Raw genomic sequence first — 21,708 nt, 5'->3', positions numbered from 1 at the left:
GCGCCACCATCAGCACAAAGTTACTCTTGGATGAATAAAGCAGGTTCGGAACACACTTCATAGGGCAAAAAAGATGCCTCCATCCCCACTCGTAAAGTGGTTATGGAGGCTTTATTTATGCTTTAGAGACTTGCAGACTCGCTTCATCGCCAGTTTACTGGAGGGAACGCTCAATCATCATAAGCTTGTACTCTGCTTGATAATGATAAAAGCAGACTATCAGAAGCAGGCGTCAGTCCGACTTCGCCAATGCAAACAAGATCGCGTCCTCCGTACCGGACTCCACAATTCGGCCTCGCCGCACCAGCTCGGCCAGATGGGCCAGCGCCTCGCTCATGGCGAAGCGCATCTGATGCGCCGTGGTCACCCGACCCCGGAACAAGGCTTCGCAGATTGCGAAGCCGCTGAGCGGGCCGCCTTGCAGCAGCGCCTCGGCGGTGTCCAGCCGTTCCTCATGATGACGGAGCAGACTGACAGTCCGCTCCGTAAAGCCACTGAACGGCTCCCGATGACCCGGATACGCGAAGCTCACCGGGTAACTCCCAAGCTGCTCCAGTCCCTGCAGGAACGTGAGCAGCGGCTGGACATCGCTGCCAGGATGCAGGCCGATGTTGGGCGAGATCTGCGGCAGCACGGCATCGCCGCAGAGTATAACCCCGCTGCCGGCGTGATAGAAGGAGACATGCCCCGGGGCATGTCCTCCCGTTACCACCGGCTGCCAATCCCGGCCACCCATCGTGAAGGGCGCCGCAGGATCTAGGGCGGTAATCTCCGGCTGCGGAGTGACCTGCGGTGTGAAGCTCTCCAGGTGAACCCGGATTTCCGCCGTCAGGGCTTCCGGCATGCCATGTCTGGCGAAGAACAAAGGTAATGCCTCATTCATTATGGACTTCTCGCCCCACATCAGCGCTGCCTCGGCATGGGCACGCTCTGTCATCCATACCTTGCCACCGCTGATTTCCTGCATCCAACCAGCCAAGCCGTAATGATCGGGATGATGATGCGTAACAACGATATCCCGCACCTGTTCCCATCGCAAGTTCAACCCCAACAATACGCCCTGCCAGGCCAACACGCTTTCCTCTTTATGTGGACCGGGGTCTATCACCGTGACCGTTCCGTCCGGTCCTGGCAGCAGGTAACTGTTCACCCGGCGCAGCGGCGGGTCCATCGGCACCGATATCTGCAGAATCGCGCCATTGTCCCAGGATGTAATGTCGGCTTTCCGCGGGAAGCCTTCATTTTCGCGAATTCTTTTTCCCGATACCATCTACGGCCGTATTCCTCGGAAAATCATCCGCTTAGAGGTCACCGCATCATAGTCGGCTTCGTCATAGCTCCCATGCACAGACTGAATCTGAAGCCCCGCCTGCTCCAGCATCTCACGAAATTTCTCCAGCGAATACAGCTTGACCCGTTCATGATAACGGCGGGGTTCCCCGTCCGTTCCTGCAGTCAGAATAATATCCTTCTTCACATAGCCGTCCTCAATCACTCTATACTCTTCAATATGATTCTCGCCATCTTCACGTGTAGAATGGGGCACCAGATGATGGATAACATATGCAGGGTTCAGAAAATCAATGATGAATTTGCCACCAGGATGCAACATACGGAAGATCTCCTGAAGTACCTTTACCTGCTCCCCGTCCTCTTCGAAGTAGCCAAACGAGGTGAACAGATTCACCACCGCATCAAAGCCACCTTCTAGGGGCAGCTCCCGCATATCCGAGCGAATCCAGGTCACTTGCTCCGCCCCTACCTGGGCCCGTGCCTCACGCAGTAATGCTTCTGACAAGTCCACACCAGTAACCTCGAAACCAGCTTCTGCCAAGGCCAGCGAGTGACGGCCCATCCCGCAGCACAGATCCAGCACTTTGGCGCCTGCCGGCAGGTCCAGCCAACTGATCATCTGTTCCACCTCACGCCGCGCGCCTCCAAAATCACGGTGCCTATAGACGATCAGATAATCCTCTCCGAAGCTCTCTTCATACCACTCAGTCATTGTCTCTCTCCTCCCCAAAACTGCATCCCATTCATTCCTTATGTATATTACCGATTATTGTAACGCCTTTTCCATTTAAAGCAAAGTAAAGTCGCAGGCTAGAAAAAATAACAGGCCGGGAAACAACTCCCCGCCTGTCTTTTGTATTCCAACCGCACTGGATATTCATTTGTCTCAAACTCAGTCGGCGGCGCCGCCTTTCAGACTCTGCAAATAGACTCTAGCTTCGAAGGGCCGAAGCTTTAGATGAACCAAGTCCTCCTCTTGTGCCAGAGGATAATTGGATATCAACAGTTGACTCTTCTCCAGCACGATACCGGGTGGCAGCTGACATACTGGCTCCCGGTCAAAAAAGTTCAGGATGACCAACAGTCGCTGATCCCCAAGGGTTCGGGTGTACACATAGATTTCATTATCATCAGGTAGCAGCAATTCATATTTACCATAGACGATTACCTGATGCTGCTTTCGCAGTGCAATCAATTGTCTATAGTAATGATAAATCGAGTCAGGGTCCTTGACTGCGTTCATGGCATTAATCTCCTGTGCATTGGAGTTCACCTTAAGCCAGGGCACACCGGTAGTAAAGCCACCTTCGGGACTGTCATCCCACTGCATCGGTGTGCGGGCGTTATCACGGCTTTTGGCATGAATCGCGGCCATAATCTTCTCTTCCGGTACCCCCGCGCGACGTCTATCTTCATAATAATTCAGTGTCTCCACGTCTCGATAATTATCAATGGATTCAAAGGCGACATTCGTCATACCGATCTCCTCACCCTGATAAATATAAGGCGTGCCCTCCAGCATGTGGATGAAGGTCGCCAGCATTTTAGCCGACGGGACACGATAATAGAGATCATTCCCGAACCGTGACACTGAGCGCGGCTGGTCATGATTGCAGAGGTAATTCGCATTCCAGCCCTGGTCATGCAGAACCGTCTGCCAGTTCGTGATAATCTGCTTGAGGTCCAGCAGTCTCCACGGCATGACATCCCATTTTCCACTGCCCGGGGAAGCTGCATCAATGAACATATGCTCGAACTGGAAAGTCATATTCAGCTCCCGCCGTCCGTCCCCAACATAATCCAGCGCCTGCTCCGGTCCGAGTCCAGAGGTCTCTCCCACCGTCATGATGTCGTAGTAAAACAGTACTTGATCATGCAGGTTCTGCAGCAGAGTATGCACATTCTCCAGGTTGGAGAACATCTCGTATGCCCGTACGGTCGGCGTTCCTGCGGGATTCAGAGCATCCGGGTAGCCATGGGTCTTAGCAATATGGGCAATTGCATCAAAACGGAAGCCATCGACACCTTTATTCAGCCACCACTTCACCATTTCATGCAGCTTGTCGATCACCACGGGATTCTCCCAATTCAGATCCGGCTGGTACTTGGAGTACAGATGCAAATAATATTCATCCGTCTGGGGATCAAGCTCCCATACCGAACCACTGAAATAGGATTCCCAATTGTTCGGCGGACCGCCATTCCTTCCTTTTCTCCATATATAATAGTCCCGCTTGGGATTGTCCTTTGAGGCTCTGGATTCTATAAACCAGGGGTGTTCATGGGAAGTATGGTTCAGCACAAGATCCATCATCAGCTTCATGTCCCGAGCATGGATTTCACGCAGCATCGTGTCAAAATCATCCATCGTACCAAATTCCTTCATGATGTCGCAATAATCACTGATATCATAACCATTGTCATGGTTCGGCGATTTATAAATCGGGCAGATCCAGATCATATCCACGCCCAACTCCTGCAGATAATCCAGCTTCGAGATGACGCCGCGCAAATCCCCGATGCCATCGCCGTTGCTGTCTTTGAAACTGATCGGATAAATCTGGTACACCACGCTTTCCTTCCACCATTTGGGGTTCATGAAGACATCCTCCTTCTGTGCAGCGTCCGCATGAGTACAGCTAGACTAGACAAAGACCCGGCTGTACGGACACGTAAATATATTTTAACCACTGCGACAGAAGGAGATAACATCCTGCAATAATTCTTCCGAAGCCTCCCGTGTAACTGGAAAAACTCCCGCTAATCCCCTCATATTTAGACCATTACGAGTAAAAAGAGGTTTTAACAGGAGAAATTCCAGTTATTAATGGAAAATGAAGCGAAAACGAACGATTAACGGTATATTTTCCCGTTATCCATGCCCCTCTTAACCTCAAATGAGGGAGGGCTATTTTTAAACACCCTATATAGACTCTTTTCTCCTGTTCTGTTCTGCTCTGTAATGTATTGTTCCCTCGGTCCCGCACATCCCCATTACTATTTTCGATAAAACTCCGCTTCGCAGGTTATTTCTCCAGACCTTTCTGGTACTGAGAGGGCGTGAGCCCAGTCCACTTCTTGAATGTCGCACTGAAATGGCGTTCCTCTCCGTAACCGACCAGCTTCGCCACCGCGTACATCTTCAGGTTCTGACGGAGCAGCTTCTTCGCTTCCTCCACCCGGTATTGATGCAGATAATCTAGAAAGTTCACACCCAGCTCTTGCCTGAACAACGAGCTTAAGTAGGTATTGGACACGTATGCTTCCTTAGCCACATACTCCAGCGTTAGATTCGTGTTGTATTTCTGCCTGATAATCTCCAGCGCCGTTACCACAGTGCGGTGCAGCGGCCGGTGGTTGGAGAACGCCTCGACGACACTTTGCATCACCATGTTCAGAATCGCCGACAGCTCTTCCAGCGTCTCAACCTGCGGAGCCTGCTCCATCCAGTTCACCAGATGCTGCTTCCATTCAAATCCGGCTACCTGCTTCTCTTGAGTCAGCCGCTTCAGACGGACCACCAGCGCCGTCGCCCGGATATTGACCTCCTGCTTAAGACTGCCCGGATTGCTGCGGAAGCGGTCTAGCCAACGCTCCAGCAAATCCAGAGCGACTTCATAGCTGCCCGCTGTCACTGCAGACAACATCTCATCCTCCAGCGCGTTCAGCCCTTCGTCATCCAGTATACTGACTAGCTCTGCAGAAGGCCCGGATTGTCCCGCGTTTCCTTCCGTGTAAAAATAAACGCCGCCCTTGCCATTCAAAAAACGTGATTCCATCGCCTGGTTCGCTTCTATGTAGGACAAATGCGCTTCCGAGAGATGTCTGCGACAGGAGCCGACAGCAATACTGATCGACAGCTTGAGATACTTCTCCAGATTGTCCTGCAGCTTCCCAATCGCTTCCTTCAGATTAACAGGGGCCAGATATACATTCCGCTGATCTCCTGCCGCAATACCGCTCCCGATCCACAGCAGGCGGTTGCCGTCATGAAAGGTCTCGATCCTACCTTTATAGATTGGCCCAAGCGTCTCGCTGATAATATTAAGTGCCGCATAACGCAGCAAGACAAAATCCTGCCCTTTGCCTCTCGCAGAAAGCGGCTCAATGTCAAAGCTGACAAGACCGATCTGAGGACCTGCAGGCGCAATCGCCATGGATAGCTCTTCAAGCAATTCCTCGCGGCGTTCCAGCGGAACGGGGGGATGATGAATCCACTGTGACAGTACCTGGCTTTTGACCAATGGCGCATTTTTATGCCAGGAGCGTTCCTTCTCGAACATTACATTCTCCTGACTGCGTTGGGTCTCGATGGCATTCTTGGCCTTCAGCACTGTCTTCAGAATCTCTTCGGGGCGGCAGGGCTTCAGTACATAGTCTACAACGCCCAGAGAAATGGCTTGCTTCGCATAAGAGAATTCATTATAGCCGGATAGAATAATCGAACGGAAGCCATAGCCCTTGCGCTGAGCAGCTTCAATCAATTCCAGCCCGTTCATCTGCGGCATCCGAATATCCGTCAGCAGGAGATCCAGCGGGTAATTCTCCATCAGCGCCAGCGCCTCGGTGCCGTTGCCCGCTTCGCCAACCACTTCAATCTGATGTGATCTCCAGTCAATCATGTTTACAATACCTTCACGAATGGTATCTTCATCTTCCGCAATCAGCAGCCTCAGCTTCATATCATGGCCCCTCCACAGCGATTTGAATAATAATCCGAGTTCCCATCCCTTCAATGCTCTCAATTTCCAGCCGGGAGCCTGTAAAGAACAGCTCCAGTCGTTCCTGTACATTGGCGAGCGCAAATCCTGTGCGGCTGCCATTCTCAGGCTCTACTAACGACTCGCGCAATTTAAGACGCTGGCGCAATTCCTTCAACGCTTCTGGCGTAATGCCTACGCCATTATCCTGCACCTCCAGCACAACCAATCGCTCATCACGGTACGCACGAACAGCTATCAGCCCACTGCCGGACAACGGCTCGATACCATGAATGACAGCATTCTCGGCCAGTGGCTGTAGCAGCAGCTTGGGCACGATGTAACCCTCCAGGCTATCCTCCAGGGAGATCTCGAATTGAAAGCGGTCGCGAAAACGATTCTTCTGCAGGAACAAATAATTGGTGACAAGCTCCATCTCCTGCTCCAGCGTAAACGTATCCCGTCCGTCATTCAGGCTAAGCCGGAATACCTGCGAGAGGGAGTAGACCATGTCCGCAATCTCCTTGTCCCCCTTCTTCTCTGCCTCCCAACAAATTGTATTCAACGTGTTGTAGAGAAAATGTGGGCGAATCTGTGCCTGAAGCGTTTTCAATTCTGCTTCGCGCTGCTTGAGCGTGGAGGCATAGACATCGTTGATCAATGATTTGATGCGCTGTACCATGAGATTATAGCCATGACCTAACAGGCCAATCTCGTCGTTGCCTTCAAAAAAAACGCGCTGCGAGAAATCTCCTGTCTGCAATCGCCGCATCGAACGAGACAGCTTCTTGAGCGGCTTCGTGATGGACGCTGCCGCGAACCAGGTCACCATCAGACTCATGATCAGGCACAGGCAAGCAATCGTGAACGTCACCTGGGAAATCTGCCCCAGTTCCTTCACAAGCTGCCGCTTGGAGTGAACAACGACAACATACCAGCCGGTCATCTCGGACTGCAGATGCGACACAATCCATTGATCATGACCCACGGCCTGATCCAGCCTTTGCTTCACCGTCAACGCAGGATTGCTGTCCATAAAATACGGAAGCTCGATATCCTTCTTACCGATCCAGCTACGGTTCGAAGCCGTTATGACCATGCCCTGCCGGTCTATAACGAACATATCCACATCATCCTTGGAGTTATCGAGATATTGGCTGCCTATCCTTCCGGCATCCACACCAATTACGGCCAGGCCCGCCGGTTGCAGAGTATATACATTCTTGATGATTCGGGAGAGGACAATCTTATGATAATGATCCCCGACGAAAATCCCGTCGGAAGGTCTCGTCAGACCAAAGGTCGGACTGCCTGCTGCGGCAACTGCCTCAGCATAGTATGAGGTATGGACGAAATCAGAGAACTTCATAGCGGTCGTCAAGCCAGCCTGATTCGTCGCAAAGGGCTCCGCCGCCTGGTTCTGGTCCTGAAGCGTATACAAGATCAGCGACTGAATGGAATTGCTCGCAATCATCAGGTTCGTAACCGTCTTGAAGACAGAATTGCGGTCATTCTGCGCCTCCGTTGACGCATTCAGAAGTCGCTGTACGCCTTCATCGAGGAACATCGTGTTGGAAAAGGAAACCATGCCCTTCACCATCTCGTCGATCTGCTCGGCGGTCTTCTTGGTCAAATGGTCCTGGGATTGCCTCATCTTCTCCACAACCTGCTGTGAGGAAATTCTGTAGGAATTCCAGCCCATCGCGAATATCGTTACGAGGAGCAACGGCACAAACCAAAGGAGCAGCTTGAACTGCAGCGGAAGATGGCGGTAACGGCTCACAAGGCGGAATTTATGGACCATAGGAACCACCTTCTTTTATAAATAGGAGTTTCTTGGTAAAACAATTATAACTTAAAACCGAAATGGTCGGTCACGCTTTTTACAAGAACTGAAAAATGAGTACATATTTCTTAATTTTGGACCATGTTTAAGCGAGCTAGAACCTTTTAAGATGAGAATGCAACGAAAATATGACATCTCCAAAAAAAGGTGGGTTTATGATGAACGGAAAAGGAATAAAGCTTGTGCTGGCAAGTCTGATGGTGTCAGTCGGACTGGCAGGCTGCGGCGGCGGCAATAATGCCCCAGCTGCGAATGCGCCTACAGATGCACCGAAGTCCACGGATACTGCCACTAACTCAGGCGGAAATGCTCCCGAAGAGAAAGTTACACTAAAATTCTTCACCGCACTCGCTGATCGCGCCAACGGCTCCGGCAAAGTGGAACAGGATATTATCGATGCATACATGAAAGAGCATCCCAACGTCAAAATAGAAGTGGAAGCGCTTCAAGATGAGCCTTACAAATCCAAAATCAAAGTCTATGCTTCCAGTAACCAGCTGCCAGACATCATTCAGGCCTGGGGCCAGCCATCATTCCTGAGCCCCTTGCTGGACAACAATCTGCTGCTTGAATTGAATAAAGCTGATTTTGAAGGCGATCAATTTGTAGCCGGTTCCATGGACGGCTTCAGCAAAGACGGCAAGCTGTACGGTCTGCCACGCGGAGCCGACTATATGGTCATGTACTATAACAAAAAAATCTTCGCCGACAATGGCATTGAAGTACCTAAGACTACCGCTGAGCTGATGGATGTTGTTAAAAAGCTTCGCGACAAGAAGATTAACCCGATTGCCATGAACGGTATGGATGCCTGGACTCTGCCAATCTGGTATGAATTCGCGGCTCAGCGTGTGAACGGCGATTTCAACAAAATGGATGAAGCGGTTGCCCGTAAAATCTCCTTCACCGACGCTGATCTCGTTACTGCCGCCAAGGACATGAAGGCATTCGCAGATGCCAAAGCCTTCGCTGACGGCTGGCTGACAGCTGACTACGGCGCGGCGCGCAACCTGTTCGGTCAAGGTCAGGCTGCGATGTTCTTCATGGGCGCCTGGGAATCCGGTCTCGCTACTGACGAGAACTTCTCGGAAGAATTCCGCAACAATGTCGGCGCATTCGCATTCCCTGCGTCCGATAAAGGCAAAGCTACTGATGTCGCTGCATGGTACGGCGGCGGTTATGCTGTCAGCAAGAACTCCAAGCACCCTGAGGCTGCTGTAGACTTCCTGAAATATTTCTTCACGCCAGAGAACTGGTCCAAATTGCTCTGGCAAGCTGGCGCGGGCACACCTGCACAGCAGTTTGACCAATTCCTGACTGGCTCGGAAACCAATCTCCAAAAAGAACTCATCGATGTCTTCAGCACCATGACATCTTCCAGCGGCACGCCGCTGCAGGATATCGGTGACGACGAGTTCAAACAAAAGGTTATGGAGGCGCACCAAAGCCTGCTGTCTGACAAAATGTCTGCCGAAGATTTCGCCAAAGCACTGGATGCCGCTTCGGATAAATTGGCCAGCAAGTAAATCTTAAATTGCTTCCCCCATTCTCAAGACCCCCGGCTTATTCCAGAAGCCGGGGGTTTTCTTTTTTAAAAAATACATACAACGATCTTAAATTTACGGCATGTTCCGCCGGGTAGCTTCCCGGTACGATGGAAATAGATAGATTACCCTTTTAAAAGGACGGAGATTCCATGCACAGAGTATTAAGCGACAAAAAAGCAATTGCCCTGCTTATCGCGCCCGGTCTGTTCCTGTTTGCCTTTATGATCTGCATTCCTATCATTATGAGCGCCTACTACGGCTCGACAGACTGGGGCGGAATCGGCAAATACAACTTTATCGGCTTGGACAATTACCGTGAGATCCTGTTTCACGACAAGGTGTTCTGGACTTCGCTGGGCAACGCACTGCTGCTGACAGCGGCGACCGTATTCCTCCAGCATCCCTTTGCCATTCTACTGGCGATCTTCCTGACACATGCCGGCAAATACGAGAAGGTATTCCGGACCATCTTCTTCATTCCCGCAGTGATCTCCATCGTCGTAACTGCCAAGCTTTGGAGCAGTATTTTCCATCCCAACTACGGTTTGCTCAACAAACTGCTAGGCGGCATCGGACTGGAATCACTGCAGCATGACTGGCTCGGTGATCCCAAGACAGCCATCTGGTGTATTATCATCGTCGTGATGTGGCAGGGCTTCGGGTATGCGCTGCTGCTCTATTACTCAGGCCTACAAGGCATTCCAAGTGATCTGAGCGAAGCCGCCAAGATTGACGGCGCGAATAACTTCACACTTTACACGCGTATCATCATTCCGCTGCTCTCGCCTATGATGCGGGTTGCCATCATCATCGCGGTAACGACCTGTCTCAAGCAGATGGAGACCGTATTCCTGATGACAAACGGCGGTCCGGCGAACAGCACGCAGTTCCTTGGCAACTACTTGTACAAAACCGCCTTCTCCTCGTCACTGTACGGTTACGGGAATGCGATTTCAATCTTGTTCATTATTTTCTGCCTCGTGCTGACGGTTGCACTGAACAAAGTACTTAAAAAAGATATTGGTGAATTTTAGGGCCGGAAGTACCGCCGGCATTTCCATAACTCAAAGAAAAGACTGTTACCGGAGGAACCCATATGACCAATTCCTTATCGCCGGCAGCCCCGCTGCCAAGCACTAAGCCGCATAAAGCGGAACGCCGCAAGGTATCCGGCGGCAAAATCCTGATGATGGCCTTCCTGATCCTGATTGCCTTATTTCAGCTCTTCCCGCTGATCTGGCTGGTAGACTACTCCTTGCTGAAGAGCGGTGAATTCTTTGGAAGCTCATTCCTGAAATGGCCTTCTCCGCCGCAATGGCAGAATTACGTCAATGCCTTTACCTATGGACGGGTCCCGCGCTATTTTGCCAACAGCCTTATCATTACAGTCATTACGGTGATCTTGTCCGCACTGGTCTCCCTGATGATGGGCTACGCATTCACCCGTATGAAATGGAAGCTGAGCGGAATCGTGCTCTCCCTGATCATGATGGGGATGATTATTCCAATTCATGCGACCCTGCTGCCAAACTTCATTCTGTTCAACAAGCTGGGCATGCTCAACAATATGTACACTCTGATTCTGCCGTACTCGGCTATCGTCATTCCGATGAGTGTGCTGATCATGACCGGGTTCCTGGAGACCATTCCGCGTGCAATTGAAGAATCTGCAGTCATCGACGGGGCCAGCATTTATGGCGTCATTTTCAAAATCATTTTTCCGATCACCAAGCCTGCACTGGCTACGGTCTGCGTACTCAATTTCATCAGCACCTGGAATGAGTTCATTATGGCGAATACCTTCCTCACTTCGGAGGATCTGAAGACTATCCCCTTCTCCATCATGAAATTCGCGGGTGAATACTCATCTAACTATGGTGCACAGTTCGCGGTCATGACGATTATCGCCATCCCGACAATTCTGATCTACCTGATCTTCACTGAGCAAATGACCAAAGGAATTACAGCCGGAGCGGTCAAAGGCTAAACTTCAGCACACAAGAAAAGCATGGCAACTCTCGCGGAAGGAGAGTCTCCATGCTTTTGTTAATTTACCTATGCTTATTCTTCATTTATCGCTTTCGGAAAAGAAAACTGCTCGCCACCCATGAGGGTGTAATCAAAAGCCTGCGGCTGGCCAACCTGCTTGTTATTGCTGTCGTAAATCGTTAGCTGATCTCCCTTGATCAGCAGCTTACCAGCAGGCGTCTCGCCATTATAGGCGTACACCACCGCTCCACTGGTGTTCTCGTCAAAGTACAGTGTGGGATCATAGAGTAGGAGCAATTTGCCCACATGGCCGACAGGAATGATCTGCGGGTCCATATTCGGATTCGGCTTCCGGTCCGGCAGGAAATCCTGAATGTCCTTGTAAATCGCACTTTGCGTAACAAAGGTCGCTTTCTTCAGATCAAAATATCCGAAGTCCCTGCTTCTCCATACATACAGACGGTCGCCATCCAAGATTGAATTATCAGGACTCACAATCATATCGCCAAAAGGCAGTCCTGTCGCAGAAAATTCCGTTACCGAGAATGAGGACGAAGTCTTGCTGTAATCAACAACAACGATCCAGCCCTCGTTCGGCTTAAAGACTTTAGGCGCTGCCGTAAAGACAAGTCTGAAGCCTCTATTATCCTTTGTAGCAGTTGCGTTAGCCAGATAGAAGCGTCTGTCTGTAAATGCCGGAAGCTCATCCTGAGTAAGCTTATAACTGCCTTCTTGGTCCTGTATTGTGTACTCAGGGTTCTCTTCGTTTCCAGAACCGGCCACCTCAAACCCGTTGAACACATACTCCTGCTCCTCAGGCATCTGCTTCACATCGGTCAGCTGAAGCGTGTAGCCATGATCTGATCCGCTTACAGGCATAGCATTTTGCCGATCCAGAACTAATGTGGTTCCGCTCCAATATAGTGGTGAACCATGGTAACCGCTATACGAATAGAGATCATCTCCGTAAGCTATCTCTGACCGGGAGAGGTCCCAGGTTCCCAGCTTTGCCGTTCCGCTGTCTCCATCCGCCGCCCGGTAGACTAGGAATGGAATTTCCGCCTGAACAGGGGGATGTTCCTCATTGCTGTTGTTATCCTTGACCCCTTCGGGGGCAGGCGCCAAACTGCTGCAAGCCGCCAAGAAGAGCAGCAGCGCAGCGGTTAGGAACGTAAACCTTGGCTTTTTCATGATGGATCACGCTCTCTTTCACGTAAATTCGATGCCCTATTAATTATGTAGACCTCATATGCACATCCTAACCTCACAACATGCAAAAGTAAAATTATCGTCCCCCGGGATCATTCATACAGCCATTGACATAGGGATTCAACTAATATATGATCTACCTAGAATCATTACTGAAACTTCAAAATTTCATATATCCCGTAAAGGGGAGTAGCTGTTAAATAAAGTCGTCAATACGAGAACGTGAGGATGTTCTCCGGCTTTATTGGCAATATTACATTGTTAGCGAGACCTTTACCAATCAGGTTAGACCTTTATACCAAAGGCTGATCTGTTTGGTAAAGGTCTTTTTTATATATTAATATTACCATTTTATGGTATAACAAGTATCTCTTTACGGGATACTTACAGTCAAAGAGGAGGAAACAACAATGGATTGGGGATTATTATTAGAGTATGGATGGGTACTACTTGTCCTCGTAGCACTGGAGGGGCTGCTGGCGGCAGACAATGCGCTAGTACTGGCCATTATGGTCAAGCACCTGCCGGATGCAGAGAGGAAAAAAGCACTGTTCTACGGATTGGCTGGGGCATTTATATTCCGCTTCGGTTCACTATTTGTCATCTCTTATCTGGTAGATATATGGCAGGTACAAGCTATTGGTGCAATTTATCTGTTATTTATTGCGGGGAACCATATTTTCCGAAAACTATTGGTCAAGAAGCCAGCTGCTGAAGAAACCGTTGAGAGCGGTAGTGAGACTGCAGGAGCTAAGAAGAAAGCGAGCTTCTGGCTCACCGTGCTTAAGGTCGAGATCGCTGATATCGCTTTTGCCGTCGATTCCATCCTGGCAGCCGTAGCTTTGGCCGTGGCGCTCCCAGCAAGCGGCTTGCCCAAAATTGGCGGTCTCGACGGTGGACAATTCCTCGTCATCTTTGCGGGCGGATTCATCGGACTAGTCATTATGCGTTTTGCAGCCTCGTTCTTCGTCAAGCTGCTTCATTCCCGCCCTGGGCTTGAGATCGCTGCCTTCTTCATCGTCGGCTGGGTCGGCGTTAAGCTGGCAATCATCACTCTGGCGCATCCTTCGCTCGGTGTGTTATCCGAAGACTTCGCCCACAGCACTTGGTGGAAATTGACCTTCTACGTTGTATTAGTGTTAATCGCTGTAATCGGTTGGTTCTTGAGCAGTCAGAAAGAGGAGGAGGGAGCTCACGACAAACCGGTCAAGGAAGTGAATAGACAGTTGGGCAAATAATGCGAATCCTATAACAAAACAAACAGCCTGCCCCGCCTTCATAGCGGAGAGCAGGCTGTTCTTTTGGTACAAGCTTATACTTGGGATTAATATCTGTTACCGCTGCCGATAGCTTGATCGGTTTTACCCTGCAGCTCTACCAGCTTCATGATAATAGTGGCAACTTGCGCCTTGGTTACATTCTGCCCAGGATTGAACTTGCCGCCTTCATCCTTTAGAAGTCCTAGCTTCACAGTGATAGCAACCGCGCCCTTGTTGACGATAGCGGATGCATCACTGAACTGTTCTACCGTTGCATCCTTGTCAAGGTAAGCCGAGATTTTATTGTATTTGACAAAAGAGGTTAGCAGAACAGCCAACTGCTCGCGAGTCAGCTTCTTCTCCGCCTGGAATGCTGTATCCTTGCTGATCCAGCCGCTTTGCACAGCAAAACTCACAGCATCATAATACGGACTATCCACACTGATACCAGCTACCGCTTTGCGCTCACTACCATTATTATAATATTGGGCATAGTAAGGCTGCGTCGCTTTGGCCAGATAGGTAATCAAATCCCCGGCAGTAATCTCCTGATCAGGATTTAATTTGCCATTCGCATCCGCCTCGAATACTCCGTATTTCAGAAGTTCGGTAAGCTGCTGTTCGGCCGCATGGCCTTTGATGTCGCTGGCTTCAGCGCCCTTCTTCACAAGGTTCGAATAAATGGTTGTCCACTCTCCGGTGACAGCGTTCAACGCTTGAGACGAGTTCTTCTCTTCAGTTGGCACCAATGCGTACACCAAAGTCACCTTCGGTTCTGCATAGGTATTATTAATACCATAGCCTCCGGTCCGTTTGTACTGAAGCTCCACCTTGTATTGCTTTGCGTACTTTTCCAATGCATCTTGCTTCGTAATCTTGGATACCGGCTCCTGGGTAATCTTGTCGGTGTTTAAACGATTACTGTAGTAGGTTACCAATCTTCCGTAGACATCCAGATTCAAGCCGATGGTACTTCCACTAACAGGAATTCCATTGTGCTGGAGAATGTACTGATATCTGTAGCCTGCACCATCTGGAAGTGTACTCCATTCAGTACCATATTCAACCTGCTTCAATACACTGCTGGCTTGCGGGTACAATGCATTGATCAGGGCAGTAGCCTTCTGCGCGGCTTCCGCAGCAGTCAGTTTCTTCGCACCCGCTGGTGCAGCAGGAGTCTTTGGTTTCCCATCTTCACTAAAGTTGTATTGCTCCGTCTGGAAGCTTATAATTTCTCCGCTAACCGCATCGATCTCAGCAGAAGATTGGGACGGAAATCCCGGTCCAAAGCCTCGCTGTCCTTCATCCCAGGTGAGTCTCCATACCTTGCGACCTGGACTCGGGTAACTATCGTTCAGCCATTTGTTGCTCAGTTTACGTCCGGCAGGAATATAACCTACCTTCTCTACCAGCTTGGCCGCCTGCTCTGCAGTAAGTTCAGCACTACCCTGCGACTTGAAGACTTCCTTGGCCTGCGGTACAGCGGTGTAGGTAACCGGACTGGAAGATGCCGTGACGCCTTCATCCGTCAATTTCTTGCCGGTTGCTGCATCAACAGCATAGAGCGACTGTTCCAGCGGAGACCAGCTCAGAATCCAGCTGTCGGGTACCCCATTTTTATAAATCGGATTATAATATAATCCCACATCAAAGCTGTCCCGGATGGTCTTTTCCGCCTGGGCTTGGGTTACTTTTGGCACTGCAGAAGGATAGACGAGATTCTCTGAAGATTTATTAAAAGAGACCACTTCACCATTGCCATCGACCGTAACACTCAGATAATCGCCCGCGGAAGGAAGTCCATTCTTCAAGAGACTGAACGAAAAATTGTAGCGAACCGGTCCAAACAATGCGTTGCCATAATCATAGACAGGGCTGTCCTGCAGCTTCAAATCACTGCTCTTGATGCTGCCTGCAGCTTTAGCAATAAAAGCCCGTGCTTTTTCCAGCGCTTGAGCCTCTGTTACCTTAGGCGGGTAGTAGCTTTCATTTTCATTTCGATCTAAGAAAAAGATCGATGTGTTGAGCAAATCACCGTTCAGAGCGTCCACTTCACTACTGGATCCGAATCCTGAATTACCGATTTGATAATTCCACTGGATAGTCCAGACCATTTGATTCGGAGAAGGCGGATACCTATTGGTTGACCCGAGCTCCGTGGAACTGATGGTTGCATCCTTAAGTATAGGGAATAATTCCTTTAGTTTGGCGATGGCAGCTTCTTTCGAGAATTTCACTTTGGAAGGGTCAGCGGCCACGACCTCTGTGTTTGCAGCAGAATCGCTAGCTGCGCTTGACGAGACAACGACGCTTGACGAAGCGACAGAACCGGAGCTAGCTGCTCCAGCGAGGCCCGCAGGCAATAACAGAGAGAGTGCGACGGTTGCTACTAGCGCTGTTCTAGTTTTCTGCTGAATAAAAGTAGTGTTGTTGCTTTTCAAAAGTTTTCATCCTCCTCTACACATGATCTTCTAATTATACCATCAGCTTCATTATTTTCCCAATATTTAATTACGACAGGAAATTCTTAAACTCTCCAATATATAACACGAACTTAAGATCTGAACATAAGACTCGATCATCACTACGACGGAATGTTTGGACTTCCGGTCGCTGTTGTCGCCAGATTTCCTCTTTATAAACCGCTCCTAGCGGTTGAAATCTGGCGACAAAGGCGAGCGCTTCGCTCCTACAGTTCCAAACTTCCCCCTTCGCTCCTTCTCGCTTATTGTTACTTTCTTTTGTTCGTATTATATACTTCACTACTGACAACAAAAAGGACAACATAGGCCACTAAGATGGCAGATGTTGTCCTGATTTTTTGTTAAACTTACTCAAGCAAACCTTTATACGGACCGATGATAGCCTCATAGTGATTGCCGTATTTCGCTGTCAGTTCCTCGGCCAAGTCCTGCCCGATTCTTTCCATCACTACATCATGGTAAAAACTGTTCTTTAGCAATTCGATCACCGCGGGATGATCACTTTCCAGAGCCTTCAGCCGTAGTGATTTACCGAAGCTGCCAATCAAGGCAGAACGGTTGTCGCAGAGGATCGAGAAGCGCCGGGCCTCCACCCCTTTCCAAGCCTCCTGCCGCTCGTGAACGATAACCTTCTTGACTGGTGTGTGGCTTTCACCAATCGTGATCAGCACGACTTCCACGCCCCGATTCTCCGCCTCCAGCAGCACCTCTTCGACCCAATGGATATCCTCTGACCACAGATCAACCACGATGCTTTTATCTGCATTCGCAACCAATCGCCGGATAGCCACGCACATAAGCTTATGGGGTTTGAACTTGTATGGTTGATCTGGTAGACTTTCCAGAACCGTATTCATCATACACGCGCACTAACAATCTAGGAGATGATTCGCATACACGACTTTAACTTCACAACTCTGGTTCAGAAGCTGGAGGAATTAGAAATCCGTAGTACTCTGATACTTCATAAGGGTTCCCTTGTGCTGGAGCATTACCGAGAACCAGAGGTTGCTGTACAACCTAGTAGAATAAATTCCTGCACCAAAAGCATTCTTTCTGCTTTGGTCAGCATCGCCATAGACCGGGGAATTCTGCCGCACCAGGATACCCCTATCACAAGGTTCTTCCCTGCTCTCCTGTTGGATGGGGATCACCGCAAGCATGAGATCACCCTGGCCCATCTGCTAACGATGACAGCAGGTTTTGCCTGGACAGAATTTGGCGGACGGAATTCCTTTCCGACCATGACGAAGACGGACGACTGGATTCAGTATGTGCTATCCCTGCCACTGGAAAATGATCCCGGGACACGCATGGAGTATAACTCCGGCGGCTCCCAGCTCCTGTCCGCCATCCTGCGGCAGGCCGCAGGACAGACCGTCGCGGAGTTCGCCGAGCAGCATCTGTTCGGACCGCTCGGCATCGAGGAATACCGCTGGGATAACGACCCGCAGGGCAATCATACCGGCGGTTTCGGGCTGTATATGCAGCCGAAGGATATGGCCAAATTCGGCCAATTGTTTTTGCAAGAGGGTCAGTGGGAAGAACAGCACATCATTTCCCCATCCACCGTACATTTATCCACACAGCCATTGTATGCAGCCACATTGCCACGTAAGGGATTTTACGGCTGGCATTGGTGGGTCTCAAGTTTCCCTAATGTACAGGAAGACCTCGAAGAGACGAGCTATTACTATGCACTAGGCTACGGCGGCCAAAATATTGTGGTCATCCCCAGTTTAGAGCTGGTTGTGGTTGTTACTACCGATAAATACGGCCGAAAACGGAAACCTGTGGATGTCTTCCGGCAGCTGCTGGTACCGCTTCTGAACGGTGAACAGCTCTAAAGTGCTGGTAGAACAGAGGCTCAAAGACCAATAACTTATTGCAGCTCTGCTGTCCAATACACGCAAATAGACCGTTCCCAAAGGATACGGTCTATTTGTATTGATCCTAATTTGTGAAGCCACCGCCCTTAAAAGCGGCTATAACATATTTGCATTTATCATATTTGCATTTATCATATTTTCATATATAAGTTAACTTATATATTCTTGTAACCAATAATTTAGTATATAAGACAAACTAAAGATCCAAACGTAAGGCTCGGTCGGCCCTGCGGTGGAATGGTTGGACTTACGGTCGCTGTTTGACTGTTAGAGGGCCATTTTTTAAAAGCACGACAGAATCCCCAAAATGTAAATAAGTGCATTTTTGTACCCTAAATATGCTGCAGCTAAAGGGTAGTGGAGATTAAGGACAATATTGTACCTTAATTTTTCCAATATAGCCCTTTCAGCGTACTTTCTCCGAAATTAAGCTACAATAATGCTCTTATTTCCCTTATTATCCTCAAAAAGTTAAAAACAAGGTACGAAAATGCCGTTAATTGGGGATAAGCTGCCATTTATCATCGATAGCCTATATCCTCTACGGCCTCTATAACCTCTATAGCCTCAATAACCTCTATAACCTCTACAGCATCTAGTTCCGCCACTTCATAAACTTATAGTCTAGCAGATCAACCAAGAGGAACAACACGAAGCCGACGAGGCTGAACAGCATAATGCCTGCGTACATTTCCGGGTAATCCAGCCTTAGCCAGGCATCCATGATGAAGAAGCCCATGCCATGGTCCGTACCATAGATTTCGGTGAAGAACAGGACAGAGATGGCTGTTCCAAGAGAAATACGGATCGTGCTGAGGATTACAGACAATGCGCCGGGTAGCGTGACATTCCAGAATTTCTGCGCAGAGCCTGCGCCGAGACTTGTCAGCACATCATACGTATTATCAGGGATAGATTTCACGCCGTCCCGCACGGAGATAATAATCTGGAAGAGCAGGATTAGCATGATCATCAGAATCTTGGAGGTCTCGCCAAGTCCGAAGAACAGCATCACCACCGGAAGCAAGGCAATTTTCGGCACCGGATAAGTCAGGTACACCACTGAGTCAAGCAGCTTGTTCCAAGTGGCCGAGCGCCCCATTAACAGACCAATCATTAGGCCGATGAGTAACGCCAGCAGTACCCCCGCAAAAATCCGCATCAAACTGTAGCCTACATTCAGCGCAAGATCCCGTCCTCCGAGTTCGCCCATGGCCTTATAGACTGCCAGCGGACTCGGCAGAATCGGGTGATTCATGAGCAAATAAGCGATATACCAGACCACATTCATACAGAAGAATACCAATAGTAACCTTAACACATGATGGAGCCGCCGTTTTTTCACCATTTCTCCTGCATTACCTTTCTGATTCTCTTCATCTGTTCAAAAAACTCGTCACTGTCTCGCTTGTCTCCGTGCTTCATATCGAACACCATCTCATTATCCATGATTACCGGCGAGTCCTGCTTGCTGGATGGCATAACGATGACCTTCTGACCCAGCAGAATCGCTTCCTCCACATCATGTGTCACGAACAGCGCCGTAGCCGGATGCGCCAGCCAATTCTCCAGGAACAATTCCTGCAGCGCTTCACGCGTAATGGCATCCAGAGCCGAGAATGGCTCATCCAGCAAAAGAATCGTCGGCAAAATAGCAAACGCACGCGCAATCGCCACCCGTTGCTGCTGCCCTCCGCTGAGCGACAGCGGGTAACGTTCTGCCAGCTCAGCGATCCCCATGGCGGTCAGCCAGCGGGTGATCTGCGTTACCTGATCTTGCTTACTCTCCGCGGATCGATGGGCGATCTTCATCGCCACTCTAATGTTAGCCTGCACTGTCTTCCAAGGCAGCAGACCATAATTCTGTGGTACAAGTCCAACTAGTGTATCTTTATCGCGCAGTGATTTTCCATTGAACAGCAGCTCGCCCTGGTAGGATGGCAAGAGGCCAGCAATGGCACGCAGCAGCGTGGATTTTCCACTTCCGGAAGGCCCAATGACCGTATAAATACCATGCTCCGGCAAGTTAAAACTCACACGTCCCAGTGCCAGCTGTCCGCTTTTATATTCAACCTCCAGGTCTTTTACGCACAGCCCGCTATTTTTTAAACTGGACATCCGAGATCACTTCTTCAGGCTTAATATCCTTAGTCAGCAGACCTTTTTCGCGTGCCCAAGCAAATGCAGCTTCAACCTCTTTCACATCCACCTGATGAGCCGGAACATAAGCGGGAACCTTAATCTCGTTCTTCAATGTGTCCGGGTAGCCTACTTCTTTGATCACAAGATCAATATAATCACCTTGGTCATGTGTTTTCATATACTCTACTGCATCGTCATAAGCGGCATACATCGACCGGATCGCTTCTGGCTTGGCATCAATTGCACTTTGCGGGAAAGCCAGCACGAATGGATTCACATTCGCCTGAATGGTGGAGCTTAGTACACGCAGACCTGCGGCTTTTCCCATCGTGACAAACGGCTCTGGTAAAATAGCTGCATCAGCCTTGTTATTTTTGAGTAGCTCCAGACGAGTTGGAATTTGCGGTACCTCAGTCACCTTGATATCGTCTTCAGTCAGACCCGCCTGCTTCAGGATCGTCGCCACCGTGTACTGTGTGGAAGTATTTTTGGACAAAATCACCGTTTTGCCCTTCAGATCCTTTACGTCCTTGATCTCGTCGTTCCCGGTTAGCAAGTCAAATTCGCCGAATGTGGTGCTGGTGATCTTCACACCGAGACCTGCTTCATTGTAGATGGAGATCGCGACCAGATCGGCGCTGAGCCCGTCCACTTTACCTGCTTGAAAAGCTACATCGCGATCCTTGGCGCTCTTGAACGTCTGAATATTCAGGTTCACGCCGCGCTTCTGGTCAAAGCCCTGCTCATGAGCAATAATGAACGGAATAGCATCGATCGAAGGCAGAAGTCCCAGCGATAACTCAGGCGTCTCTGCCGGTGTATCCTTAGCTGTATTAGCAGCCGTACCTGCAGCGTTATTCGTAGCGCTATTGTTGGCCTTATTACCGCACGCCACGCCTACTATACTGATTGTTAGCACCAGTGCTAGCAGCATTGTCATTTTTTTCACAGCAGCTCTATTCTTCATCGTTTGTTCCATCTCCCATGTGTTTTCTATGTAACTCAGTTACAGCCGTATCCGGCTCTCTCACTTCCCCCAGCACTTGCCAAATGCTCCATACGCCCCGCATAAAGGAACAAGGCTTCCTCCTTTCCGTTTGAAATCTTATTATCTAGCAGCTTGCACAGCCGCAGTCAAAACTTTGCACTTTTATTCACAAACCAGCTTGTGAATTCCCTTTATGTCAATCCGGCAGTCTCAAACAATGCCCATTTTACACCTATTGTTGTATTTTGTATATTTATAAATTTAAATAGTTCCAGAACCCGTGCCACATCCAACCGCAAGAAAATAACCTCCCCGCCGTTGGGCAAAGGAAGGCTAGAGTGGATGACTAACGTGTTGTCGCTG

The 21,708-nt window shown here is 49.6% G+C and carries 16 protein-coding genes; 5 read left to right on the top strand and 11 right to left on the bottom strand.

Annotated features, from left to right (window positions below):
- Nucleotides 1-232 precede the first annotated feature (232 nt).
- The 5 genes from AC3Y23_RS15590 to AC3Y23_RS15570 all read right to left on the bottom strand — a co-directional run bounded on the left by AC3Y23_RS15590 (nucleotide 233) and on the right by AC3Y23_RS15570 (nucleotide 7,797).
- Entirely contained in the window at nucleotides 233-1,270 is a 1,038-nt protein-coding gene (locus tag AC3Y23_RS15590) for an MBL fold metallo-hydrolase (protein WP_379200431.1), read from the bottom strand.
- Nucleotides 1,271-2,005, bottom strand: a complete 735-nt coding sequence (locus tag AC3Y23_RS15585) for a class I SAM-dependent methyltransferase (RefSeq protein ID WP_379200429.1) — start codon at nucleotides 2,003-2,005, stop codon at nucleotides 1,271-1,273.
- Between the two features lie 180 nt (nucleotides 2,006-2,185).
- Nucleotides 2,186-3,892 (bottom strand): glycoside hydrolase family 13 protein, encoded by a 1,707-nt coding sequence (locus AC3Y23_RS15580; RefSeq protein WP_379200427.1) that lies wholly within the window; start codon nucleotides 3,890-3,892, stop codon nucleotides 2,186-2,188.
- Between the two features lie 427 nt (nucleotides 3,893-4,319).
- The gene (locus AC3Y23_RS15575; RefSeq protein WP_379200425.1) at nucleotides 4,320-5,975 is read right to left on the bottom strand and encodes a response regulator; all 1,656 of its coding nucleotides are present in this window, start codon (nucleotides 5,973-5,975) and stop codon (nucleotides 4,320-4,322) included.
- Nucleotide 5,976: 1 nt separating this feature from the next.
- Complete coding sequence (locus AC3Y23_RS15570; protein WP_379200423.1) at nucleotides 5,977-7,797, bottom strand: cache domain-containing sensor histidine kinase; 1,821 nt, start codon at nucleotides 7,795-7,797, stop codon at nucleotides 5,977-5,979.
- 200 nt (nucleotides 7,798-7,997) lie between these two features.
- On the opposite strand from AC3Y23_RS15570, the gene AC3Y23_RS15565 reads away from it, so the two are divergent.
- The 3 genes from AC3Y23_RS15565 (at nucleotide 7,998) to AC3Y23_RS15555 (ending at nucleotide 11,373) form a co-directional block, all read left to right on the top strand.
- Nucleotides 7,998-9,365 carry an ABC transporter substrate-binding protein gene (locus AC3Y23_RS15565; protein ID WP_379200420.1) on the top strand — a complete coding sequence of 456 codons (1,368 nt, stop codon included), beginning with the start codon at nucleotides 7,998-8,000 and terminating at the stop codon, nucleotides 9,363-9,365.
- Between the two features lie 170 nt (nucleotides 9,366-9,535).
- Nucleotides 9,536-10,420: a carbohydrate ABC transporter permease gene (locus AC3Y23_RS15560; protein WP_379200418.1), complete on the top strand. Its 885-nt coding sequence runs from the start codon at nucleotides 9,536-9,538 to the stop codon at nucleotides 10,418-10,420.
- Between the two features lie 62 nt (nucleotides 10,421-10,482).
- Entirely contained in the window at nucleotides 10,483-11,373 is an 891-nt protein-coding gene (locus tag AC3Y23_RS15555; RefSeq protein WP_379200416.1) for a carbohydrate ABC transporter permease, read from the top strand.
- Between the two features lie 74 nt (nucleotides 11,374-11,447).
- On the opposite strand, the gene AC3Y23_RS15550 is transcribed toward AC3Y23_RS15555, so the two are convergent.
- On the bottom strand, nucleotides 11,448-12,566 hold the full coding sequence (locus AC3Y23_RS15550) for a hypothetical protein (protein ID WP_379200414.1): 1,119 nt from the start codon (nucleotides 12,564-12,566) through the stop codon (nucleotides 11,448-11,450).
- 428 nt (nucleotides 12,567-12,994) lie between these two features.
- Between AC3Y23_RS15550 and AC3Y23_RS15545 the strand changes: the two genes are divergently transcribed.
- Entirely contained in the window at nucleotides 12,995-13,822 is an 828-nt protein-coding gene (locus AC3Y23_RS15545) for a TerC family protein (protein ID WP_379200412.1), read from the top strand.
- 86 nt (nucleotides 13,823-13,908) lie between these two features.
- Here the strand turns inward: AC3Y23_RS15545 and AC3Y23_RS15540 are convergent, their stop codons facing one another.
- Together AC3Y23_RS15540 and AC3Y23_RS15535 are read right to left on the bottom strand one after the other, a co-directional pair.
- Complete coding sequence (locus tag AC3Y23_RS15540; RefSeq protein ID WP_379200410.1) at nucleotides 13,909-16,284, bottom strand: YcdB/YcdC domain-containing protein; 2,376 nt, start codon at nucleotides 16,282-16,284, stop codon at nucleotides 13,909-13,911.
- Between the two features lie 389 nt (nucleotides 16,285-16,673).
- Nucleotides 16,674-17,186 carry a phospholipase D-like domain-containing protein gene (locus AC3Y23_RS15535; RefSeq protein ID WP_379200408.1) on the bottom strand — a complete coding sequence of 171 codons (513 nt, stop codon included), beginning with the start codon at nucleotides 17,184-17,186 and terminating at the stop codon, nucleotides 16,674-16,676.
- A 24-nt stretch (nucleotides 17,187-17,210) separates the two neighbouring features.
- Here AC3Y23_RS15535 and AC3Y23_RS15530 point away from each other — a divergent pair, with 24 nt between their 5' ends.
- On the top strand, nucleotides 17,211-18,173 hold the full coding sequence (locus AC3Y23_RS15530) for a serine hydrolase domain-containing protein (protein ID WP_379200406.1): 963 nt from the start codon (nucleotides 17,211-17,213) through the stop codon (nucleotides 18,171-18,173).
- A gap of 637 nt (nucleotides 18,174-18,810) precedes the next feature.
- On the opposite strand, the gene AC3Y23_RS15525 is transcribed toward AC3Y23_RS15530, so the two are convergent.
- The 3 genes from AC3Y23_RS15525 to AC3Y23_RS15515 are packed head-to-tail and all read right to left on the bottom strand — an operon-like array spanning nucleotide 18,811 to nucleotide 21,324.
- Nucleotides 18,811-19,563 carry an ABC transporter permease gene (locus AC3Y23_RS15525; RefSeq protein ID WP_379200404.1) on the bottom strand — a complete coding sequence of 251 codons (753 nt, stop codon included), beginning with the start codon at nucleotides 19,561-19,563 and terminating at the stop codon, nucleotides 18,811-18,813.
- Nucleotides 19,557-20,333 carry an ABC transporter ATP-binding protein gene (locus AC3Y23_RS15520; protein ID WP_379200402.1) on the bottom strand — a complete coding sequence of 259 codons (777 nt, stop codon included), beginning with the start codon at nucleotides 20,331-20,333 and terminating at the stop codon, nucleotides 19,557-19,559. The genes AC3Y23_RS15525 and AC3Y23_RS15520 overlap by 7 nt, the downstream gene beginning before the upstream one ends.
- Nucleotides 20,314-21,324 carry an ABC transporter substrate-binding protein gene (locus AC3Y23_RS15515; RefSeq protein WP_379200400.1) on the bottom strand — a complete coding sequence of 337 codons (1,011 nt, stop codon included), beginning with the start codon at nucleotides 21,322-21,324 and terminating at the stop codon, nucleotides 20,314-20,316. The genes AC3Y23_RS15520 and AC3Y23_RS15515 overlap by 20 nt, the downstream gene beginning before the upstream one ends.
- Nucleotides 21,325-21,708 lie beyond the last annotated feature (384 nt).

Source organism: Paenibacillus sp. MAHUQ-45 (assembly GCF_058133325.1).
The sequence above is the reverse complement of the archived record's forward strand: the minus strand, read 5'-3'. Positions and strand labels throughout refer to the sequence as shown.

Excerpts from the sequence above, each read along its gene's own strand:
- AC3Y23_RS15545 (WP_379200412.1), top strand. The coding sequence starts at position 12,995 with ATGGATTGGGGATTATTATTAGAGTATGGATGGGTACTACTTGTCCTC.
- AC3Y23_RS15555 (WP_379200416.1), top strand. The coding sequence starts at position 10,483 with ATGACCAATTCCTTATCGCCGGCAGCCCCGCTGCCAAGCACTAAGCCG.
- AC3Y23_RS15585 (WP_379200429.1), bottom strand. The coding sequence starts at position 2,005 with ATGACTGAGTGGTATGAAGAGAGCTTCGGAGAGGATTATCTGATCGTC.
- AC3Y23_RS15515 (WP_379200400.1), bottom strand. The coding sequence starts at position 21,324 with ATGAAGAATAGAGCTGCTGTGAAAAAAATGACAATGCTGCTAGCACTG.
- AC3Y23_RS15565 (WP_379200420.1), top strand. The coding sequence starts at position 7,998 with ATGAACGGAAAAGGAATAAAGCTTGTGCTGGCAAGTCTGATGGTGTCA.
- AC3Y23_RS15580 (WP_379200427.1), bottom strand. The coding sequence starts at position 3,892 with ATGAACCCCAAATGGTGGAAGGAAAGCGTGGTGTACCAGATTTATCCG.
- AC3Y23_RS15535 (WP_379200408.1), bottom strand. The coding sequence starts at position 17,186 with ATGATGAATACGGTTCTGGAAAGTCTACCAGATCAACCATACAAGTTC.
- AC3Y23_RS15590 (WP_379200431.1), bottom strand. The coding sequence starts at position 1,270 with ATGGTATCGGGAAAAAGAATTCGCGAAAATGAAGGCTTCCCGCGGAAA.
- AC3Y23_RS15570 (WP_379200423.1), bottom strand. The coding sequence starts at position 7,797 with ATGGTCCATAAATTCCGCCTTGTGAGCCGTTACCGCCATCTTCCGCTG.
- AC3Y23_RS15530 (WP_379200406.1), top strand. The coding sequence starts at position 17,211 with ATGATTCGCATACACGACTTTAACTTCACAACTCTGGTTCAGAAGCTG.
- AC3Y23_RS15575 (WP_379200425.1), bottom strand. The coding sequence starts at position 5,975 with ATGAAGCTGAGGCTGCTGATTGCGGAAGATGAAGATACCATTCGTGAA.
- AC3Y23_RS15560 (WP_379200418.1), top strand. The coding sequence starts at position 9,536 with ATGCACAGAGTATTAAGCGACAAAAAAGCAATTGCCCTGCTTATCGCG.
- AC3Y23_RS15520 (WP_379200402.1), bottom strand. The coding sequence starts at position 20,333 with ATGTCCAGTTTAAAAAATAGCGGGCTGTGCGTAAAAGACCTGGAGGTT.
- AC3Y23_RS15550 (WP_379200414.1), bottom strand. The coding sequence starts at position 12,566 with ATGAAAAAGCCAAGGTTTACGTTCCTAACCGCTGCGCTGCTGCTCTTC.
- AC3Y23_RS15525 (WP_379200404.1), bottom strand. The coding sequence starts at position 19,563 with ATGGTGAAAAAACGGCGGCTCCATCATGTGTTAAGGTTACTATTGGTA.